The organism is Promicromonospora kroppenstedtii (assembly GCF_044389675.1).
GTDB classification, from domain to species: Bacteria; Actinomycetota; Actinomycetes; order Actinomycetales; family Cellulomonadaceae; genus Promicromonospora; species Promicromonospora kroppenstedtii.
This window is the reverse complement of sequence record NZ_JBIRYI010000009.1, coordinates 30,962-49,784: the sequence shown is the minus strand read 5'-3', so window position 1 is coordinate 49,784 and position 18,823 is coordinate 30,962. Positions and strand designations below refer to the sequence as shown.

Here is an 18,823-nt window from a genome sequence, read left to right as displayed (position 1 = left end):
GTGCTATTCGACGACGACGGTCGCCACCAGCGCCCGGTGGTCGCTGCCGGGGACCTGCATCGCGACGACGTCGGAGACCGGCATGTCCCGTTCCACGACCACGTGGTCCAGCGCGAAGAGCGGCGGGACGCGGTTGCCCTCCGGCCACGTGACGGCGGGGCCCGCGCCCCACTCACGGGTGGCGTCCACGAACCGCGAGCCGAGCAGGTCCCGGAAGGTCGCGTGGTCATAGGTGGCGTTGAAGTCGCCGGCCAGGATCTGCGGTGCGTCGTCCTCGTGGACGCGCTGCGTGAGCTCGACCAGCTCGGTGCGCCACGTCGTGATCTCGTCCGGCATCGGCGGGTACGGGTGCACCACGGTGACGCGGACGGCGGTGCCGCCCACGTCGACCAGGGCCGACGGCATCGCGAAGCTCGACCCGTGCTGCTGCTGCACGTCCGTCAGCTCGGTCGTGGACCAGAGCCCGCTGCCGCCGGGGCTGTCCTCGGCGGGGACCGTGAAGCTGTGCGCCAGGAGCTCGTCCAGGCCCGCGTCGGTCAGCGCCTGCTCGAAGTCGGGGGTCAGCTCCTGGACCGACAGCACCTCGACGTTCTGGGACCGCACCAGGCTGACGACGCTGTCGGCGTCGGCCTGCCCGTACAGGGCGTTCACGGTCATGACCCGCACGGTGCCGGCGTCGGCCGGGTTGGCGACGTCCGACGTCTCCGGGGGCATGAAGAAGGGCGCCGTCCAGTACAGGAAGCCTGCGAACGAGACCCCGAGCAGCACCGTCAGCACCCAACGGCGCGAGAAAAGCGCCACGATCAGCAGCGGCAGCACCACGAGCGGCGCCCACGGCGTGAACGCGACGAGCTGCGGCAGCGGTGCCACGTTGTCGAACGGGAGCGCCCTGGCCACCGCCACGAGAAGCAGGGGGATCGCGACGACCCAGAGCACGAGGGAGATGAGGCCACGGACAAATCGCACAGCCCGGACCCTACCGCTCCCCCGCCAGGCCCCGGATCAGCGTGCTGATCCGGGGCCGGGCGGCTCAGCCGAAGATGGCCGGGAGGGTCGCCTCGTAGGGCTCGCGGGCCTCGTCCAGCGGGATCTCGAACTGGCCCTCGACCACCACGGCGTCGCCGCCCGTGGTGCCGAGACGGAGCACCGGCACGCCGGCGTCCTCGGCGAGGTGGGTCAGCTCACCCTCGTGCTCCGGGTCCACGGCGACGACGACGCGCCCGGTCGACTCCGAGAACAGAGCCACGAACGGGTCGACCTTGTCGCGGCCCGTGACGCCCTCGAGCGCCACGGACGCGCCCACGCCGAACCGCAGCGAGGACTCGATCAGTGCCTGCACGAGGCCGCCCTCGGACAGGTCGTGCGCGGCGGCCGCGAGACCCGACCGGCGGGCCTCCACGAGCACCGAGGCCAGCGCCTTCTCGGCGGCCAGGTCCACCTGCGGGGGCACGCCGCCGAGGTGCGAGTGCACGACGTCGGCCCAGGCCGAGCCGTCGAGCTCGTCCCGCGTGGTGCCGAGCAGCAGGAGGGAGAGGCCCTCGGTCTGCCAGCCGGACGAGAGCGCGGTGCTCACGTCGTCGAGCACGCCGAGCACGCCCACCACGGGGGTGGGGTGGATGGACGAGTCGATCTGGCCCGGCTCGCCCGTGCCGTTGTAGAGCGAGACGTTGCCGCCGGTCACGGGGACGCCGAGCTCCTGGCAGGCGTCCGCCAGACCCTCGATCGCCTCGACGAGCTGCCACATCGAGTCCGGGTGCTCCGGCGAGCCGAAGTTCAGGCAGTCCGTGACGGCGAGCGGCTCGGCGCCGGTCGTGGCCACGTTGCGGTAGGCCTCCGCCAGCGCCAGCGCGGCACCCGAGCGCGGGTCGAGCTTGCCGTAGCGGCCGTTCGCGTCGGTCGCCAGCGCCACGCCGAGCCCGGTGGACTCGTCGACGCGGACCACGCCGCCGTCGTCGGGCTGTGCGAGCGCGGTGTTGCCCTGGACGAACCGGTCGTACTGGTTGGTGACCCACGCCTTGGAGGCGAGGTTGGGCGAGGCCAGGAGGGTCAGCGCGGTCTCCCGCAGCTCCTCGCCGGACGCCGGACGGGCGAGGCCCGCCGCCGTCGTCGAGTCGGCCTGCAGGCCGTCCTGCCACGCCGGACGCGCGTAGGGCCGCTCGTACACGGGGCCCTCGTGCGCCACGGTCCTGGGGTCGACGTCCACGATCCGCTGGCCGTGGTGGTCGATGGTGAGGCGGCCGGAGTCGTTGACCTCGCCGATGACGGCGGTCTCGACCTCCCACTTGCTCGTGATCGCGAGGAACGCGTCGAGCTGGTCGGGCCGCACGACGGCCATCATGCGCTCCTGCGACTCCGACATGAGGATCTCGCCGGCGTTCAGCGTGGGGTCGCGCAGCAGCACGTCGTCGAGGTCGACGTGCATGCCGCCGTCACCGTTGGAGGCGAGCTCCGAGGTGGCGCAGGAGATGCCGGCGGCGCCGAGGTCCTGGATGCCCTCGACGACCTTGGCCGAGAACAGCTCCAGGCAGCACTCGATGAGCACCTTCTCCATGAAGGGGTCACCCACCTGCACCGACGGGCGCTTGGCGGGGACGCCGTCCTCGAAGGTCTCCGAGGCCAGGATGGAGGCGCCGCCGATGCCGTCGCCGCCCGTGCGGGCGCCGAACAGCACGACCTTGTTGCCGAGGCCGGTGGCATTGGCGAGGTGGATGTCCTCGTGCCGCAGCACGCCGAGGCAGAGCGCGTTGACCAGCGGGTTGCCCTGGTAGGAGCCGTCGAAGACGAGCTCGCCGCCGATGTTCGGCAGGCCGAGGGAGTTGCCGTAGCCACCCACCCCGGAGACGACGCCGTGGACGACGCGCGCCGTGTCCGGGTGGTCGACGGCGCCGAAGCGCAGCTGGTCCATGACCGCCACGGGGCGCGCGCCCATCGAGATGATGTCGCGGACGATGCCGCCCACACCGGTCGCGGCGCCCTGGTAGGGCTCGACGAACGACGGGTGGTTGTGCGACTCGACCTTGAAGGTGACGGCCCAGCCGTCGCCGATGTCGACGACACCTGCGTTCTCACCGATGCCGACGAGGAGGTGCTCCTTCATCTCGTCGGTCACCTTCTCGCCGAACTTGCTCAGGTGCACCTTCGACGACTTGTACGAGCAGTGCTCGCTCCACATCACGGAGTACATCGCGAGCTCGGCCGCGGTGGGGCGGCGGCCCAGGATGTCCTTGATGCGCTGGTACTCGTCCTCCTTGAGTCCGAGCTCGCCGTACGGCTGCACCTCGTCAGGGGTGGCGGCGGCGGCCTCGACCGTGTCCAGTGACGGAACGGCGGGAGTCGGGCGGGAGGGTGCCTGGGACGCGGGCGCGGTCATGTAGTTCCTCGCGTGCGGGGTAGGTTTCTGGGCGCCGGAGCGCCCCGCCAGTCTACGACGTGGGCCCGCCATCACGTGTCAGACGTACAGGCCCCTCCTGTGACCTGTACGTCTGACGCGTGTCAGGGCGGTCAGCCCTGGTCGTAGACGCGGACGTAGTCGACGACCATCTGCTGCGGGAACTGCGTGGTGCCGTCGGGGTAGCCGGGCCAGTTGCCGCCCACCGCGACGTTCAGCAGCATGAAGAACGGCTGGTCGAAGACCCACTGGTTCCCGCCGACGTCGGCCGTGGTGCGGGTCTGGTAGACGTTCCCGTCGACCGACCAGGTGATGCGGCCGGGTTCCCGGTCCACCGCGAACGTGTGGAAGTCGTCGGCGAAGGACCAGCCCTGCGGGTGGGTGTACGCCGCGCCGATCCCGGCGCCGCCGGAGTAGCCGGGGCCGTGGATGGTGCCGTGCACCATGTGCGGTTCGAAGCCGACGTTCTCCATGATGTCGATCTCGCCGGAGTCCGGCCACGGCGTGCCGGAGTCGATCTGGCCGCCGAGCATCCAGAAGGCGGGCCAGATGCCCTGCCCGCGCGGGATCTTGATCCGGGCCTCGACGCGGCCGAAGGTGGGCTCCACCTTCCCCGCGGTGGTCAGGCGTGCCGAGGTGTAGCCGCCGTTCCCGTCCTGGCGGGCCGTGATGACGAGGTTGCCGTTCCCGTCCAGGGCCGAGTTGTCGCGCGAGCTCGTATAGTTCTGGAGCTCGTTGTTGCCCCAGCCGCCGGCTCCCGTCTCCTGGTTCCAGTTGGCCGGGTTCGGGGCGCTGCCTGCGGCGCCGTCGAACTCGTCCGACCAGGTCAGGGCACCCACCGCGGCGGAGACCTCCGGCGCGGCCTGGGCCGCGCCGCCGTCGGGCGCATGCTGGGTGGCCGCGGACGCGACGAGCGAGGCGGACAGGACGAGGGCCGCGGCCGCGGCCGCCGTGACCGTGGTGCGGGTCGTGCGGAATCTGGTGCTACGCATCGGACGCTCCTTCGCGAACGTGTGTCTCCCGTTGCCCGCGACGCTACTTTTCACCCGCTCGGTGGAACAAGATCGGGAAAGTACGTAGTCAGGCCGCGGCCACCGTTCAGCGCCACTGAACGATCGGCCAGTGATACGCGATGGACGTACCGCGTCGGCGCGGCCGACCATGACGCCATGCCCCTGCGCCACTCGCTCCTCGCCGTGCTCGTCATGGCCATCTGGGGCACCAACTTCCTCGCGATCGACGTCGGCGTGGACGACGTGCCGCCGGTGCTCTTCGTCGCGATCCGGTTCGTGGTGGTGCTCGTCCCGGCGATCTTCCTGGTCCCCCGGCCCGCCGTGCCGATGAAGGACGTGCTGGTGGTGGGGCTGTTCCTCAGCCTCGGCCAGTTCGCCCTGATGTACACCGCGATCTGGCTGGACATGCCGCCCGGCCTCGCCTCGCTCGTGCTCCAGGCGCAGGTGGTGCTCACCGTCCTGTTCGCGAGCGTCGCCCTGCGCGAGCGCCCGACCCCGCCGCAGCTCGTCGGCGTGCTGCTCGGCGCGGTCGGCCTGGTGATCGTGGGCCTGGGCCGGTCCGCCGCGACGCCGGGGCTGGCGTTCCTGCTCACGCTCGGCGCCGCGGCGTCCTGGGCGACGGGCAACGTGATCGTGCGGCGGCTGGGGACCGTGACGCAGGCGAGCGGCAGCCGGCCGACGCCGCTGGCCGGCCTGTCCATGACCGTGTGGTCGGCGCTGGTGGTACCCGTGCCGATGTTCGCGCTGGCGCTCGTACTGGACGGGCCGGCGGCCGTCGGCCACTCGCTGTCGCACCCGACCTGGGCCGCCGTGCTGTCCACCCTGTACACCGCATGGCTCGCGAGCCTCGTGGGCTACGGCATCTGGAACACGCTGCTGGCGCGGCACCGGGCGAGCGCGGTAGTGCCCTTCACCATGCTCGTGCCCGTCTTCGGGATGACGGCGGCCTGGCTCGCGCAGGGCGAGGTGCCGAACGCGGCCGAGGTGGGCGGCGGGCTGCTGCTCCTGCTCGGCGTGGCGATCACGTCGGGGCTGCTGCGGCCGCCACGGCGCTACAGCTCCCGTACGTAGCAGAGGAGGTCCACGCCGGGCACCGGGGTCCAGTCGCGGGCGGGGTCGCGCACGAAACCGAGCCGCTCGTAGAGCCGGTGCGAGCCGTGGGCGATCGTGTTGGTCGAGAGCACGACCCGCCGCGCCCCCGGGGCGCCGTCACGTCCGCCGTCGCGCGCGGCCCGGTCCAGGCACTCCCGCATCAGCGCGGACCCGGCACCCCGGCCCTGCGCGTCCGGCGCGACGCCGAGCATGCGGATCTCCGCCTCGCCGTCCCCCGCGATGTCGGCCATGGGCCCGCCGCGCGGCACGAAGGTCACGCCGCCCACCACCACGCCGTCGTCCAGCGCCGCGATGATCTCGGCCGCGCCCGCGCGGCCGGCGACGTCGCGCAGGACGCCCGCGTAGAAGGCGGAGTCGGGCGCGTCGAGCTGCCCGTCAGCGGCGAAGGCCGCCTCGACGATCTTGCCGATCGCGTCGTACTCGGAGGGTTCCGCGTCACGTACCTCGATGCTCATGCGCAAACGGTAGGCCCGGGTCCGGGCGTTGCCCCTCCACAGGCCACGTTCACCGCGAAGTTCTCGCACAGCAGTTCGGCGAATACGTCACGCGAGGACTGCCCTCGCGGGTGAAACCGACCTACCCCTCAAGGGTGAAACAAAGATGTCACGTAGGGGTTCCCGACGTTTACCCGAAAGTGGTTTCATTCGGACATGAAGCTGCTCCGGACTTTCCCGAAGGTTGCCTTCGAGTTCGGGCTGGCCTCGTGGCGCTGGATGGGGCTCCGTGAGCAGACCCCGCGGTTCGCCACCTGCTTCGGCGACATCTTCCTGGAGTCGCTGGACGGCTGGTGGTTCCTGGACACGGTCGAGGGCACCCTGGAGCTCCGCTGGAACTCCGCGGTGACCATGTACGCGGAGCTGGAGTCGCCCGAGGGGCGAGCCACGTACCTCATGGACGACCTGGTCCGCGAAGCCCGCGGCCGCGGCATGCTGCTGGGCGAGGAGGACGTCTACACGTTCAACCCGCACCCCGCGGTGGGCGGCGAGCTGGGCGTGGACGGCCTGAGCACCATGCGCTTCGAGCTCGCGCTGAACTGGGTGGGCCAGATGCACGACAGCGTGCTGCACAGCTCCGGCGAGATCCGGCTGCCCCCGCTGCCCGACGGCGGGCGCCGAGCCGCAGCCGCTCCCGTGAACGAGCCCTGGGACTCGGCCTGGGCGCACGACGAGACCTTCGACGTCCCGTTCGAGCAGTACCTGGCCACGACGACGTTCGCGGCGGTCTCGGCGCCGCGCCGGACCGACGACGGCTACCCGCCGCTGCCGCCGCCGTCCCGCCGGGAGGACCCGCTCGGACAGACGCCTCACGGCGCGCAGGACCATGGGACGTCCGTGTTCGGCAGCGGCACCCTGGACAGCCACGGCTACGTCAGCCCGGGCTACGGCGGTGGCGCGCTGGAGACCGGGTTCGCGCCAGGAGGCGGCAGCAGGCCGCGCGCCGGCGGCCGGCACGGCGGCGCCCCCGCAGACGACACCCCGGCCGGTGGCAGCCAGTTCGGCGGCAGTGGTCAGGCCGGCCCCGTTCCCGGCTACGAGACGCCTGGCGCACCGGAACTGCCCTGGTCGCAGGAGACCGTCCCGGCACAGTCCCCGTGGTCGGGACAGACCGAGGCCGCGCAGCCCTGGCTGGAGCCGCACCAGACCGCGCAGCCGGCCACGCCGCCAGGGGGATACGACGCCGCCCCGTACGACCCGGCCTACCCGGCCGCCCCCGAGCCGTATGGCGCGGCCCCGGCCGCCGAGCAGCCCGTGCAGTACGACGAGCAGCCCTGGGGCCGGTACCAAACCGCTCAGGACCCCGCTCCCGACCCGTTCGGCCAGCCGGCCCCTGTGTGGGACGCACCGGCCTGGGGCGGCCAGCCCCAGGCCCACGCCGGCGGCGGGGGGCACCAGCAGGCCCCGCACACCGACGAAGCCTTCACGGCATGGGACGACCTGTGGGGTAGGCGCTGACGCGCTGACGCCGGGGCCGGTCCGCGACCTGCGGCTCCGCCCTGCGCGCCAGGGGTTCTGCCCGGTGCGCCGACGGGTCCGCCCGCCGCCCCGGACGCAGCCGCCGCTCGCGCTCGGCCCGCGCGACGAGGCTCAGCTCGCCGGGGGTCGTGGTGCGCGCGTGCTTGAGGAGACGGGTCTCCAGCGCCACCCGGTTGCCCCGCCGCAGCCCGTCGGTGTACCCGAGGATGGTCTGCGCGTGGGCGTGCGTGATCTGCCCGCCGCGCAGCGCCGCGAGCGTACGCGGGTGCTCGTGCACCAACGCGCGAGACTCCTCGATGAGCGCGACCGCGGAGCCCTCGGGCACCCGCAGGGCCTTGGCGAGCCGTTCGACGAGCTCGGGCGCCAGGCCGGCGAGATCGTCGGCCTCCACCTCGGGGGCGTCGAACAGTTCGGGCTGGTCGGCCACCCACTCCCGGACGGATTCCATCAGCACGGCGCGGGACGCCGCGAGCGAGGAGAGCAGGGAGTCGATCGCCGCGACGGCGTCGACCGCCTCCGAAAGGTCCGCGAAACCGCTCGCGAACCCCGACTCGCGCGGCACTGCTGCACCACGCGGAGACTGGCCCGGTACGTCGACCGGACCGCGAGTCACCAGCATCTTGTTCGAACGCATGTTCTAACTGTAGGGGGTGAGGTCGGCGCGCGCCACCCGGCACGCCGGACCCAGACCACCGCCCGGCAGCCGGCGGCCCGCACAATGGGCACGTGCTGATCCGTCGAGCCGTCACGCCGCCCCTGGCCGCGTGCGCCACCCTTGCCGCCCTCCTCGCACTGGGCGGCTGCAGCCTGGTCGAGCGCGCGCAGGGCTCGGACGGGACCGCCGACCCGGCGCCCACAGCATCGCAGGCGACACCGACACCCGAGCACAGCACCGCGAAGCCCAGGGGGCGGACCAGCACCATCACCGTCACCGCCGGCGACGTCGTGCTGGAGGTCAGCTCGCGGAAGGCCGCCGAGGTACGGGAGGACGAGCTCGGGCCGGGCACACGCACGGTCACGCTCGACCTGACCCCCGGGCGCACCGCGCGCCTCGCCCTCACCTCCCCCGGGGTGCTCGACGTCGACTCCGACGGCAGCGTCACGGTGCTCGACGGCAACGGCACCGCGGTCGCGGCACTGAGCCCGCCCGAGCCGGCGGAGGACGCCGCGGCAGACGCACCCCGCATCGACGTCACCGAGATCGACGCGACACGGGCCCAGGTGGAGCTCGACGACCGGTCGGTCGGCGCGGGCGCGGACGAGCCGGAGCACACCACGCCGCTGACCCTCACGTTCGTGGTGGGCACGCAGGCGATCGAGGGCATGAGCTGGGGCGAGAACGAGGGCGGCCGGTCCCTCGCGGTCGACCCGGCGGACTGGGCGAGGCGCGCCGGGGAGGCGGGCCTCGACCTGATCCGCACGCAGCTCGTGGCCGCCGAGCCGGAGGCCGACAGCGACACCATGGAACACCAGCTCGTGTGCCACGCCCTGGGCGCGGCGGACAAGGAGACGTGGAACCTGGAGCCGTGGCGGCCCGACGTCGGGCTGATCCTCACGGCCACCGCACACTGCAACCCGGTGTGAGCTGTCGCCGATGCGGCCGTGACCCAGTCGTGACCAGTACCGGAGCCATTCGAGGTGCGGGGACGGACGGGGTGAGGTTTCCTGGAAAGACGGCGAGGCAGGCTCGCCAAACAATCTATGAGCCCCAGCTCAGCCGGGCTCCGGCACCTGTTCCTCGCGCGCCCTCAGCCGCTCGACGAACATCTTCCGGTGGTGCGGCGCCACAGAGTTCCCCCCTGGGGCAGGGCAACTTCTCCTCGGAGACACCTTGGCAGGGAGGCTCCAGATGACCCGCGTCATCATCCTGGGATCATCCGTCGCGGTCGGCGGCGGTGCGCTCCTCGGAATCACACTCGCATACCAGCTCGTACCCCTCGCCGTGCTCGCCGCCCTCATCGGGCTGGCGGGCATTTTCGTCGTGGTCCGGGCCGTCCCCGAACCGGCGCCCGCCACGGGCGCCCCGATCATCCTCAGCGGTCCGCTCGCGCGCCCCGCCGACAACGAGGAGTCCGACACCGAGTCCGAGCCGGTCCCGGTGCAACAGCTCCCGGTGCCCGTGGTGGCCGCGGTCCCGGACGCCGCCTGACCAGATCACCGTCGCCCACCGCGACGGGACACCGACAAGGAGCAACCGCAGCCGCGGCGCACGTCCCGCGAGGGATGTGCGCCGCGGCTGCGGTTGCTCGTCGCGTCGCCTACTGGGCCTGCGCAGCCGCCTTGGCCTTCTTGGCCTCCTGCTTGCGCAGCTCCTTCTCGCTGACCGGCGCCGTGCCGCTCGCCCGCAGCTCGCGGTAGTACGCCCGGGCCTCGTCCTGCCGCTCCTTCTCGGAGCCGTCGGCGATAGGGGCACGCAGGTGCTCCTGGGAGAAGCCCCAGGCGTCGATGACGTCGAGCACGTGCGGGCGCAGGGCCTTCAGCATGCGGTCGATCGTCGCCGTCACGGCCTTGGCCCGGCCCGTCGAGATGCGGCCGTTGGTCAGGTGCCAGTCCAGGTGGCGCTCGATGGTGGTGAGGCCGTAGATGTCACGCAGCAGCGTCAGCACCGTGCGGGTACCCGGGTCGGTCACCTTGCCGATGGCCTTGGTGAATGCGTCCCAGCGGACCAGCTCGGCCCACGCGGCCGCGGACCCGATGAGGTTGACCTGGTTGTCGTCGAAGATCTCCTGTGCCTTGATCGAGTCGGCCTTGAGCGCGGGGCGCATGCCCATCGCGGTGGCCGCGACCATGCCCTCGTAGCGGCCGGCGATCAGCCCGCGCTGGACGTCCGCGTCGAGCAGACGGCCCGCGGACCGGGCCGCGCCGCCGTCGGCCACCGACTGGCCGAGCCGGCGCAGCGGGGTCTTGTGCAGCACGGCGTCCTTGGCCTGCCCGGCCACGATGCCCGCCATGCCCGCCGGGGACTTCGCGGCCCGCGCCATCTTCTTGCCGTGGTCCCCCACCAGGCGCTTGGCCGCGAGCTGCAGCAGCACGTGGTTGTCGCCCTCGAAGGTGGCGTAGATGTCGAGGTCCGCGCGCAGCCCGGTGAACCGGTTCTCGGACAGGAACCCGGCGCCGCCGCAGGCCTCGCGGCACTCCTGCAGGGTGTCGAGGGCGTACCAGGTGGACGTCGCCTTGAGCGCTGCCGCCGTCGTCTCCAGGTCCTCACGCTTGGCGGGGGTGTCCTCGCGTCCCGAGAAGACGTCGTCGAACAGGTCCAGGAGCTCGTCGTGCGCGAAGTGCATCGCGTACGCCTCGGCGATCCGGGGGAAGAGCCGGCGACGGTGCGTCGCGTAGTCGAGGAGGGTCAGCTCGTCGGCGCCGGTCGCGGGCGAGAACTGGCGACGCTGCTCGGCGTACTTCGTGGCGATCGCGAGGCCGATCTTCGCCGCGGTGATCGCCGCGCCGTCGAGCGAGACCCGACCCTGCACGAGGGCCCCGAGCATGGTGAAGAAGCGGCGTCCGGGGCTGTCGATCGACGAGGTGTAGGTACCGTCCGCCGCCACCTGGCCGTACCGGGCCAGGAGGTCCTGGCGGGGCACCCGCACGTCCGTGAAGTGCAGCTTGCCGTTGTCGATGCCGTTCAGGCCACCCTTCTGCCCGTCGTCCTCGCCGCCGACGCCGGGCAGGAACTCCATGGTCTGCGGGTCCCGGATCGGCACGTAGAAGCAGTGCACGCCGTGGTCGACGCCGTTGGTGATCAGCTGCGCGAACACCGTCGCCGCCACACCGTGCCGCGCCGCGTTGCCGAGGTACTGCTTCCACGCCCCGCGGAACGGGGTGTTGATGACGAACTCCTCGGTCTCCGGGTCGTACGTCGCGGTGGTGCCGATGGCGGCGACGTCGGACCCGTGACCCGTCTCGGTCATCGCGAAGGCGCCCGGAACGCTCAGGTCCATGGCGCCCGGCAGCAGGCGGTCCTTCTGCTCCTCCGTGCCGAGGTGGTTGATCGCGGACGCGAACAGCCCCCACTGCACACCCGACTTGATCTGCAGCGACGGGTCAGCGGCGACGAGCTCCTCGAAGCCCACCAGATTCGCGCCCGCCTGGTCCCGACCGCCGAGCCGCTCCGGGAAGGCTCGCAGCACCTGGCCGTACGGCACCATCTGCTTCATCTGCGCGAGGGTGATCTCCCGGTGCTCCTCCTTGGTGATCCCCTCCTGCTTCCACAGCTCGGGGTGCTCGGCCACCATCCGGCGGGCCTCGGACCGCTCCTCGGGCCAGCGCCCGAGCAGCATCCGCTGCAGGGCAGGTACGTCCACTCGGGTGCCCGACGCCGGACGGGTCGCCTCGGGCTGGGGCGCCACGGCCTGCGGGGCCGTCGCCGTGGGGGTCACGGGCTCGGAGGTGGTCGTCATCGGTTCTCCTCGGTGTTCGGCCGGAGGGCCAGGTCTGGTGTCGGGAGGGTGGGTCGGGGTCAGGCGGTCGCGGGCGCCGCGCCGGGCCGGGCCTGGTGCAGCACGCCCACCGGACCGGTCCAGAGCCAGAGCGTCACGCGTTCGGTGAGCTGTTCACGGGTCAGCGGCGTCGACTCGATGTTGCGGTGGCCGAGCCACCACTCACCGGAGCCGCGCACGAAGCCGACGGCGCCGGCGGCCCAGGCCGCCGCGTCGGCCGGAGGGACGTCGGTGGCACGCGCGAACGGCTCGGCGACGAGCTCGATCACGGAGTCGAGGTAGGCACCCAGCGGGTGCAGGTCGGCCGGCGAGGTCGGCGCGGCGTCGTCGGCGGCAGGGGCCGGGGCACGTCGGCCGCGGCGACCGCTCTCGACCGGCGCCGGCTCGTTGCCGCCGATCGCGGTCCGGGTCACGAACCAGTAGACGTTGGGTGAGCTCTCGATCATCTCGAGGTAGACGCGCACCATCTCGCGCAGCGCCATCTCGGGGTTGTCCGCCTGCTGTGCGGCGGCACGCAGCGCGTCGTGCATCTGCATGACCACGGTCTCGGCGACGGCGAGCCGCAGGCCCGCCTTGTCGTCGAAGTACCGGTAGACGATCGACTTGGACGTACCTGCCGCGGCGGCGATCTCGTCCATCGAGACCGCAGGCCCCAGGCGGTGCACGGCCTTGCGCGCGGCGCGGACGAGCTCTGCCCGACGCGCCGTGCGGTGGTCGTCCCAGCGGGTCGAACGACCGTCGACTCCGATGCTCATCGCTCCGCCTCCCCACCTTGACTCGCTAGAGGTCTTGTGATTCGTCTCACGAGACTGAGAGTATCAGGTACTGTGAGTCCTGGGCACCACCCGGGTCGAACTCGGGTCGCGTGCCGCCCTGGTCTCGACAAGGCTCGACCCAACGAAGCCCTCCGCCCGACGACGAACCGAGAAGGAACAGCGACGTGTCCACTACCCCCTCCCCCGTCCCGTCCACGCGCGAGGCCGTGATCATCGGCGGCAACCGCATCCCGTTCTCCCGCGCCGGCAAGAAGTACGTCCGGACCAGCAACCAGGACATGTTCACCGCTGCTCTCGAGGGCCTCGTCGCCCGCTTCGGCCTGCAGGGCGAGCGCCTGGGCGAGGTGGTGGGCGGCGCGGTGCTCAAGCACAGCAAGAACTTCAACCTGATCCGCGAGAGCGTGCTGGGCTCCTCCCTGGCGCCCACGACTCCCGCGTACGACGTGCAGCAGGCGTGCGCCACGGGTCTCGAGGCCGCCATCGCGGTGACGAACAAGATCAAGCTCGGCCAGATCGAGTCCGCCATCGCCGGCGGCACCGACACCGTGTCGGACGCGCCGATCGTCGTCAGCGACCGGCTCCGCGCCGCGCTCCTGGAGGCCAACCACGCCAAGACCACCGGGGCCAAGGTCAAGGCCCTGCTCCAGATCCGCCCGAAGGACCTGGCTCCGGCCACCCCGAGCACGGGAGAGCCGCGCACCCACCTGTCCATGGGCGAGCACCAGGCGATCACGACGGCCAAGTGGGGCATCACGCGCGAGGCGCAGGACGAGATCGCGTACAACTCGCACCAGAACCTCGCCCGCGCATGGGAGGCCGGCTTCTTCGACGACCTGGTCACCCCGTTCAAGGGCCTGACCCGCGACGACAACCTGCGCCCCGACACCTCGCTCGAGAAGCTCGCCAAGCTCAAGCCCGTGTTCGGCGCCAAGCTGGCGGACCCGGCCACCATGACCGCGGGCAACTCCACGCCGCTGACCGACGGCGCGTCCGCCGTCCTGTTCGCGTCGCGCGCCTGGGCGGAGGAGCGGGAGCTGCCGATCCTTGCGAAGTTCGTGGACGCCGAGACGGCGGCCGTCGACTTCGTGCACGGCCACGAGGGCCTGCTCATGGCCCCGGTCGCGGCGGTCCCGCGCCTGCTGGCCCGCAACGGACTCACGCTGGACGACCTCGACTTCCTCGAGATCCACGAGGCGTTCGCCTCCACCGTGCTGACCACGCTCGCCGCGTGGGAGGACGAGGAGTACTGCCGCACGGAGCTCGGGCTGGACGGCGCGTTCGGCAAGGTGGACCGCAGCAAGCTGAACGTGAACGGCTCCTCGCTCGCCGCGGGCCACCCGTTCGCCGCGACCGGCGGCCGCATCATCGCGACGGCGGCCAAGCTGGTCGCCGCGAAGGCCAAGGAGACCGGTCAGCCCGCACGCGCGCTGATCTCCGTCTGCGCTGCCGGTGGGCTGGGCGCGGTGGCCCTCGTCGAGTCCGTGTAAGTCTGGCCGAGCCCGCCCGTACGCCACGCAATCGAAGAGGACATCGTGACCGACAGCTATCTCAACCTGGCCAACGGGACGCTCAAGCCCGTCTTCAAGAAGCTGGGCCTGCCCCAGCCCGCCATCCTCCGGCGCTACCGCCCCGGCAGCCCGCTCACCGTCGGCCCGGTCCTGGTGGTGTCCGACGACGCCTCGGCCGCCGACGCGGACGCCGTCGCCAAGGTCCTGTCCGGCTGGGACGTCGACGTGCGCCGCAACGCGGAGACCGCCGACGGCGAGCGGTTCGGCGCCGTCGTGCTGGTGCTGACCGGTGCCGAGACGCCCGCGGCGGTCTCGGCCCCCGTGCTCACCGTCGCCGGCACGCTGCGGCGGCTGGCGGGCAACGGCCGGGTCGTGAGCATCTCCCGGGCCGTGGCCGACGGCGACGCCCCGGTGCTGGCCGCGACCCGCGGCGGCGTCGAGGGTCTGGTCCGCTCGCTCGGCAAGGAGCTGCGCGGCGGGTCCACGGCCAACGGCATCCAGCTCACGGGTGACGCGGCCGTCGACTCCGCCTCGGCCGTGGCGACGCTGCGGTTCTTCCTGTCGGCCAAGTCGGCGTACGTGGACGGCCAGCTCCTGCCCGTCGGCCCGTCCGACGCCGCGGGGCCGGTGGACTGGGAGGCTCCGCTGGCCGGACAGGTGGCCGTGGTCACCGGCGCCGCGCGGGGCATCGGCGCGGCGATCGCCCGGACGATGGCCCGGGACGGCGCCAGGGTCGTCGTGATCGACGTACCGCCCGCCGGCGAGTCCCTCGCGACCGTCGCGAACGAGATCGGGGGCGTCGCGCTGCAGCTCGACATCACCGCCGACGACGCCGCCGACAAGATCCTGGCCGCGACCAAGCCGCTCGGCGGCCTGGACATCCTGGTGCACAACGCCGGCATCACGCGCGACAAGCTGCTCGCCAACATGACGGCCGACAAGTGGGACCCGGTGATCGCCGTGAACCTCACGGCGCAGCTCCGGATCAACGAGCGCCTGCTCGCGGCCGGCGTCGAGGGGCTCCGGATCGTCTCCCTGGCCTCGACCACCGGCCTCGCCGGCAACCGCGGGCAGACCAACTACGGCTACACGAAGGCGGGAGTCATCGCGAACGCCGCGGCAGGCGCCCCCGTGCTGGCGGCCACCGGCGGCACGACGAACGCCGTCGCGCCCGGCTGGATCGAGACCGAGATGACCGCGAAGGTTCCGGCACTCACCCGCACCGTTGCGCGCCGGATGCCGTCGCTGGGCCAGGGCGGCCTGCCGGTCGACATCGCCGAGGCGATCTCGTTCCTCGCGTCCGGCCCGGCCGCCGGGATCAACGGGCAGACCCTGCGGGTGTGCGGTCAGCACATGGTGGGCAAGTGACCGTGCGACGAACGCAGAGCGCAGTGGTCGCGCCGCAGGCGCCGGCGTCGTACAGCGTGACCGACCTGCCCGAGGTGCCGAGGCTGGGCGGGCTGTTCGCGAAGGGGGTCGCCGGGTCCGCCGGCAAGCGCCCGAAGGGTGAGGTCCGGCTGCCCGAGGTGACGTACCGCGTCGCGCGCGTGGCCACCGCGGGCGAGGCGGCGCACCTGGCGGCCTACCAGGACCTGCTGGGCGAGCCGTCGTCGGACGTGCTGCCCGCCGGGTTCCTGCACGTGCTCGCGTTCCCGGTGGCCACGGCCGTGATGGTGCGCGGCGACTTCCCGCTGCCGCTGCTCGGCATGGTGCACCTGCGGAACGTCGTGCGCGTGCTGCGCCCGGTGCGGCTGGGCGAGACCGTCGAGGTGCGGGCGTGGGCGCAGGACGCCCGCGCGCACCGGCGCGGCGTCCAGGTGGACCTGGTCGCGGAGGTGCTGGTGGACGGCGACCTGGCCTACCAGGGCGTCTCGACCTACCTCGCCAAGGGCTTCACGGCGCCCGACGGCGCGGCCCCGGCCGAGGAATCCCCGCGCGAGGAGTGGACCGCACCCCTGCCGACCGCGCGCTGGAAGCTCGGCGCGGGGACCGGCCGGGCCTACGGGGCCGTGTCGGGCGACCAGAACCCGATCCACACGTCGAACCTGGGCGCCAAGGCGTTCGGGTTCCCGCGGACGATCGCGCACGGGATGTACTCCGCGGCCCGGGCGCTGGCCGAGGTCGGTCCCGCACGCCGCGGGGAGGCGTACGAGTGGACCGTCGAGTTCTTCCGGCCGGTACTGCTGCCCGGGACGGTCGACGTGGCGATCCGGTACGCGACGGACGTCGCCGAGGGCGACGCGGGCGCGGCCTCCGGGTTCGTGTACGACGGCTGGCGGTCCGGCAAGGACACCCGCCACTTCCGGGGCACGGTCCGGCCGCTCTGACGACCGGCCGACGTCGGGCCGCGGCTGTCCGCCGTCGGGCCCGGTGCGGAGCTCCCCTTCGAGGCCTAAGTTTCTTCGTTCTGACGCGACTCAAAGCTAAGAAACTTAGGCCTCGAAGGTGAGGGGTTCGCGCGCCGATCGGTCCGCGGGTCCGTACGCGCAACCACAAGGTGAACGTAGGGTTGGTCGGCTCAAGACGGCTCTTGGAGCGACCGGCCCTACGTTCGGCTGGTGCCGCGCACCGCTCGCGGATGCTCGAAGGGGAGGGGGAGCGAGCGGAGGCCTCACGCCGTCGTGCGGAGCGCCAGCCGAGGCAGCAGCACCTTTTCCCACAGGACGGCGCGCTTGGGCCGGAAGAAGCCCGAGTGCCCGATGCGGCTCAGGCCGTGGTCGGCCGCCCGCATCTCGACGAGCTCGATCTCGGTGCCCGGGAACTCGCGGCTCCAGTACCGGATCGACTCCGGCGTGATCAGCTCGTCGTCCGCGGTCCACAGCGCGGTGACCGGTGTCTCGACCTTCGCGAACCGGTCGCGCAGCTCCGGGTGCTCGCTGAACAGGTAGTCGGGGTGCAGGCACCAGCGGCCCCACTGGCGCATGACGCCGGCGGGCAGGTCGTCCAGGATCCGGAGCCGGCGGCCCGGGTAGTAGCCCGCCACCGCCGTCGCGGCCGGTGCGATGACGCGCCAGAGCAGCGGCGACCAGGTCCGGATGGCGGGCGCGGCCTTGCCCCGCCAGCCCGTGCCGGAGGCCACCATGACGCAGCGGTCCACGCCGACGTCGGCCAGGAAGCCCAGGCTCTGCCCGCCGAACGAGTGGCCGACCCACGTGAGCGGCACACCGGCGACGTCGGCCCGGGTGCGGGCGTGCGCGGCGGCGGCCTCGGCGTCGTGGTACCAGTCGAGGGCCGTGGCCGCGGAGTCCCGCAGCGGTCCGTAGAGGTCCGGCTCCGAGCCGCGGTAGGAGAACGTGAGCACCGCGAGCCCGCGCTCCGCGAGCCAGGCGGCGGTGTGCCGGTAGAACCGCATCGGCATGGCCATGGCGGGTGCGATCGCCACGACGCCGGCCACGTCGCCGTCGGGCAGGAACCAGCGGCCTGCGACCCGCGCGCCACCCTGCGCGAGGAAGCTCACGTCTTCGGTGCTCACGCTCGGGAGGCTACCAATCGGCCCGGCCGCGCCGGTACGCCAGCGAACCGGACAAACTGGGACGTCTCACGGGGCATCCCTGGCGTATCCTCGCCACGGCGCTGTGAAATTCATCCGGCGGGAGGATGCCATGCTCAGTGACGTGCTCGGCCTGACCAAGTCGCAGTCGCTCGCGTACCGCGAGCTCGTGGCGTCCCCCTCGCTCGACGCCGCGGAGCTGGCCCAGCGGCTGGGCTGCGATCCCGGCGACGCGCTCGACGTGCTGCGCACCCTGGAGAACCACGGGCTGGCGGCCCGACAGAGCGCGGACGACTCCCGCTTCCAGGCCGCACCGCCCGAGATAGCGCTGGGCGCGCTGCTGGCCCGCCGCAAGGACGAGATCCGGGCGGCGCAGGTCGAGCTGATCGAGCTGGAGGAGGACTTCCGGCGCTCGTCGGCGCTGCGCCCGGCCACCGACGTGGTGGACGTGGTGCGCGGGGCCGACGCCGTGAAGCACCGCATCATGCAGCTCCAGCTCGGCGCCCGCGAGACCGTCGAGTCGTTCACCAAGCCGCCGGTGTTCGTGATGTCCGCCGAGGACAACACGGCCGAGGACCAGGCCGTGGCGCGCGGCGTCCTGTACCGGGTGGTGGTGGACCGCGTGTTCCTCGACACGGGCATGATGCGCGTCGACGACGTCGCCGAGGCCATCGAGAACGGCGAGGAGGTGCGGTTCTCGGAGCGGGTGCCGATCAAGCTGTTCATCATCGACCGCCGGCTCGCCTTCGTGCCGATCCAGACCGTGGTCGACGCCGAGGACTCCGACCTCACGCCCGACCTGGTGGGTGCGCTGATCATCCACCCGTCGGGCCTGCTCGACGCCCTGATCGCCCTGTTCGACGCCGTGTGGCGGGACGCGACGCCGTTCGCGCGGCCGGGCGAGCAGGCCGGAGCCGCCGACCTCGAGTACCAGGACGCCCGCATCCTCGGGCTGATGCTGGTGGGCCTGACGGACCAGTCGGTGGCCAACCAGCTCGGGCTCTCGCTGCGGACCGTGCAGCGCCGGGTCAAGGTACTGATGGACATCGCCGGGGTCTCCACCCGCATCCAGCTGGGCTGGCACGCCGCACGCAAGGGCTGGATCTGACCGCTCGACCCGTGACAG

16 protein-coding genes are annotated in these 18,823 nt (G+C 72.5%); 8 read left to right on the top strand and 8 right to left on the bottom strand.

Translation table 11 applies throughout. The annotated features are described in order from the left end of the window. Positions 1 to 3: 3 nt before the first annotated feature. From ACH47X_RS15430 to ACH47X_RS15420, 3 genes are all read right to left on the bottom strand, one after another. The gene (locus tag ACH47X_RS15430; protein ID WP_397405484.1) at positions 4 to 966 is read right to left on the bottom strand and encodes an endonuclease/exonuclease/phosphatase family protein; all 963 of its coding nucleotides are present in this window, start codon (positions 964 to 966) and stop codon (positions 4 to 6) included. A gap of 64 nt (positions 967 to 1,030) precedes the next feature. After that, positions 1,031 to 3,370, bottom strand: coding sequence for a phosphoribosylformylglycinamidine synthase subunit PurL (gene purL / locus ACH47X_RS15425; RefSeq protein WP_397405483.1), 2,340 nt, complete (start codon positions 3,368 to 3,370; stop codon positions 1,031 to 1,033). A 131-nt stretch (positions 3,371 to 3,501) separates the two neighbouring features. Then, on the bottom strand, positions 3,502 to 4,380 hold the full coding sequence (locus tag ACH47X_RS15420; RefSeq protein ID WP_397405482.1) for a glycoside hydrolase family 16 protein: 879 nt from the start codon (positions 4,378 to 4,380) through the stop codon (positions 3,502 to 3,504). Between the two features lie 177 nt (positions 4,381 to 4,557). Between ACH47X_RS15420 and ACH47X_RS15415 the strand changes: the two genes are divergently transcribed. After that, complete coding sequence (locus tag ACH47X_RS15415) at positions 4,558 to 5,472, top strand: EamA family transporter (protein WP_142032265.1); 915 nt, start codon at positions 4,558 to 4,560, stop codon at positions 5,470 to 5,472. On the opposite strand, the gene ACH47X_RS15410 is transcribed toward ACH47X_RS15415, so the two are convergent. After that, positions 5,454 to 5,969: a GNAT family N-acetyltransferase gene (locus tag ACH47X_RS15410; protein WP_397405481.1), complete on the bottom strand. Its 516-nt coding sequence runs from the start codon at positions 5,967 to 5,969 to the stop codon at positions 5,454 to 5,456. The two genes, ACH47X_RS15415 and ACH47X_RS15410, sit on opposite strands and share 19 nt — an antisense overlap. 195 nt (positions 5,970 to 6,164) lie before the next feature. On the opposite strand from ACH47X_RS15410, the gene ACH47X_RS15405 reads away from it, so the two are divergent. Next, positions 6,165 to 7,466: a hypothetical protein gene (locus tag ACH47X_RS15405; RefSeq protein WP_397405480.1), complete on the top strand. Its 1,302-nt coding sequence runs from the start codon at positions 6,165 to 6,167 to the stop codon at positions 7,464 to 7,466. Here ACH47X_RS15405 and ACH47X_RS15400 read toward each other — a convergent pair. Beyond that, positions 7,432 to 8,121 carry a hypothetical protein gene (locus tag ACH47X_RS15400; RefSeq protein WP_397405479.1) on the bottom strand — a complete coding sequence of 230 codons (690 nt, stop codon included), beginning with the start codon at positions 8,119 to 8,121 and terminating at the stop codon, positions 7,432 to 7,434. The genes ACH47X_RS15405 and ACH47X_RS15400 overlap by 35 nt on opposite strands. A gap of 92 nt (positions 8,122 to 8,213) precedes the next feature. Between ACH47X_RS15400 and ACH47X_RS15395 the strand changes: the two genes are divergently transcribed. Next, a complete protein-coding gene (locus ACH47X_RS15395; protein WP_397405478.1) occupies positions 8,214 to 9,071 on the top strand; it encodes a DUF2599 domain-containing protein in 858 nt (285 codons plus the stop codon). 265 nt (positions 9,072 to 9,336) lie between these two features. Further along, positions 9,337 to 9,636, top strand: a complete 300-nt coding sequence (locus tag ACH47X_RS15390) for a hypothetical protein (protein ID WP_397405477.1) — start codon at positions 9,337 to 9,339, stop codon at positions 9,634 to 9,636. Positions 9,637 to 9,745: 109 nt separating this feature from the next. Here ACH47X_RS15390 and ACH47X_RS15385 read toward each other — a convergent pair whose 3' ends face one another. Both ACH47X_RS15385 and ACH47X_RS15380 read right to left on the bottom strand, forming a co-directional pair. Continuing rightward, the gene (locus tag ACH47X_RS15385; protein WP_397405476.1) at positions 9,746 to 11,884 is read right to left on the bottom strand and encodes an acyl-CoA dehydrogenase family protein; all 2,139 of its coding nucleotides are present in this window, start codon (positions 11,882 to 11,884) and stop codon (positions 9,746 to 9,748) included. Between the two features lie 59 nt (positions 11,885 to 11,943). After that, a complete protein-coding gene (locus ACH47X_RS15380) occupies positions 11,944 to 12,678 on the bottom strand; it encodes a TetR/AcrR family transcriptional regulator (protein WP_142032247.1) in 735 nt (244 codons plus the stop codon). A 185-nt stretch (positions 12,679 to 12,863) separates the two neighbouring features. On the opposite strand from ACH47X_RS15380, the gene ACH47X_RS15375 reads away from it, so the two are divergent. The 3 genes from ACH47X_RS15375 to ACH47X_RS15365 are packed head-to-tail and all read left to right on the top strand — an operon-like array spanning position 12,864 to position 16,534. After that, on the top strand, positions 12,864 to 14,186 hold the full coding sequence (locus ACH47X_RS15375; protein ID WP_397405475.1) for an acetyl-CoA C-acetyltransferase: 1,323 nt from the start codon (positions 12,864 to 12,866) through the stop codon (positions 14,184 to 14,186). Between the two features lie 45 nt (positions 14,187 to 14,231). Next, positions 14,232 to 15,575: a 3-oxoacyl-ACP reductase gene (locus tag ACH47X_RS15370; RefSeq protein WP_397405474.1), complete on the top strand. Its 1,344-nt coding sequence runs from the start codon at positions 14,232 to 14,234 to the stop codon at positions 15,573 to 15,575. After that, a complete protein-coding gene (locus ACH47X_RS15365) occupies positions 15,572 to 16,534 on the top strand; it encodes a MaoC family dehydratase (RefSeq protein WP_397405473.1) in 963 nt (320 codons plus the stop codon). Before ACH47X_RS15370 ends, ACH47X_RS15365 begins: the two co-directional genes overlap by 4 nt. 284 nt (positions 16,535 to 16,818) lie before the next feature. Here ACH47X_RS15365 and ACH47X_RS15360 read toward each other — a convergent pair whose 3' ends face one another. Then, complete coding sequence (locus ACH47X_RS15360) at positions 16,819 to 17,679, bottom strand: hypothetical protein (protein ID WP_397405472.1); 861 nt, start codon at positions 17,677 to 17,679, stop codon at positions 16,819 to 16,821. 130 nt (positions 17,680 to 17,809) lie between these two features. On the opposite strand from ACH47X_RS15360, the gene ACH47X_RS15355 reads away from it, so the two are divergent. Further along, positions 17,810 to 18,805, top strand: a complete 996-nt coding sequence (locus ACH47X_RS15355) for a helix-turn-helix domain-containing protein (RefSeq protein WP_397405471.1) — start codon at positions 17,810 to 17,812, stop codon at positions 18,803 to 18,805. The last annotated feature ends 18 nt before the right edge of the window (positions 18,806 to 18,823 follow it).

What these genes read in the sequence shown, in the direction of transcription:
- ACH47X_RS15380 (WP_142032247.1), bottom strand. Translation starts at nt 12,678, where the DNA reads ATGAGCATCGGAGTCGACGGTCGTTCGACCCGCTGGGACGACCACCGC.
- ACH47X_RS15410 (WP_397405481.1), bottom strand. Translation starts at nt 5,969, where the DNA reads ATGAGCATCGAGGTACGTGACGCGGAACCCTCCGAGTACGACGCGATC.
- ACH47X_RS15385 (WP_397405476.1), bottom strand. Translation starts at nt 11,884, where the DNA reads ATGACGACCACCTCCGAGCCCGTGACCCCCACGGCGACGGCCCCGCAG.
- ACH47X_RS15405 (WP_397405480.1), top strand. Translation starts at nt 6,165, where the DNA reads ATGAAGCTGCTCCGGACTTTCCCGAAGGTTGCCTTCGAGTTCGGGCTG.
- ACH47X_RS15400 (WP_397405479.1), bottom strand. Translation starts at nt 8,121, where the DNA reads ATGCGTTCGAACAAGATGCTGGTGACTCGCGGTCCGGTCGACGTACCG.
- ACH47X_RS15415 (WP_142032265.1), top strand. Translation starts at nt 4,558, where the DNA reads ATGCCCCTGCGCCACTCGCTCCTCGCCGTGCTCGTCATGGCCATCTGG.
- ACH47X_RS15420 (WP_397405482.1), bottom strand. Translation starts at nt 4,380, where the DNA reads ATGCGTAGCACCAGATTCCGCACGACCCGCACCACGGTCACGGCGGCC.
- purL (WP_397405483.1), bottom strand. Translation starts at nt 3,370, where the DNA reads ATGACCGCGCCCGCGTCCCAGGCACCCTCCCGCCCGACTCCCGCCGTT.
- ACH47X_RS15390 (WP_397405477.1), top strand. Translation starts at nt 9,337, where the DNA reads ATGACCCGCGTCATCATCCTGGGATCATCCGTCGCGGTCGGCGGCGGT.
- ACH47X_RS15355 (WP_397405471.1), top strand. Translation starts at nt 17,810, where the DNA reads ATGCTCAGTGACGTGCTCGGCCTGACCAAGTCGCAGTCGCTCGCGTAC.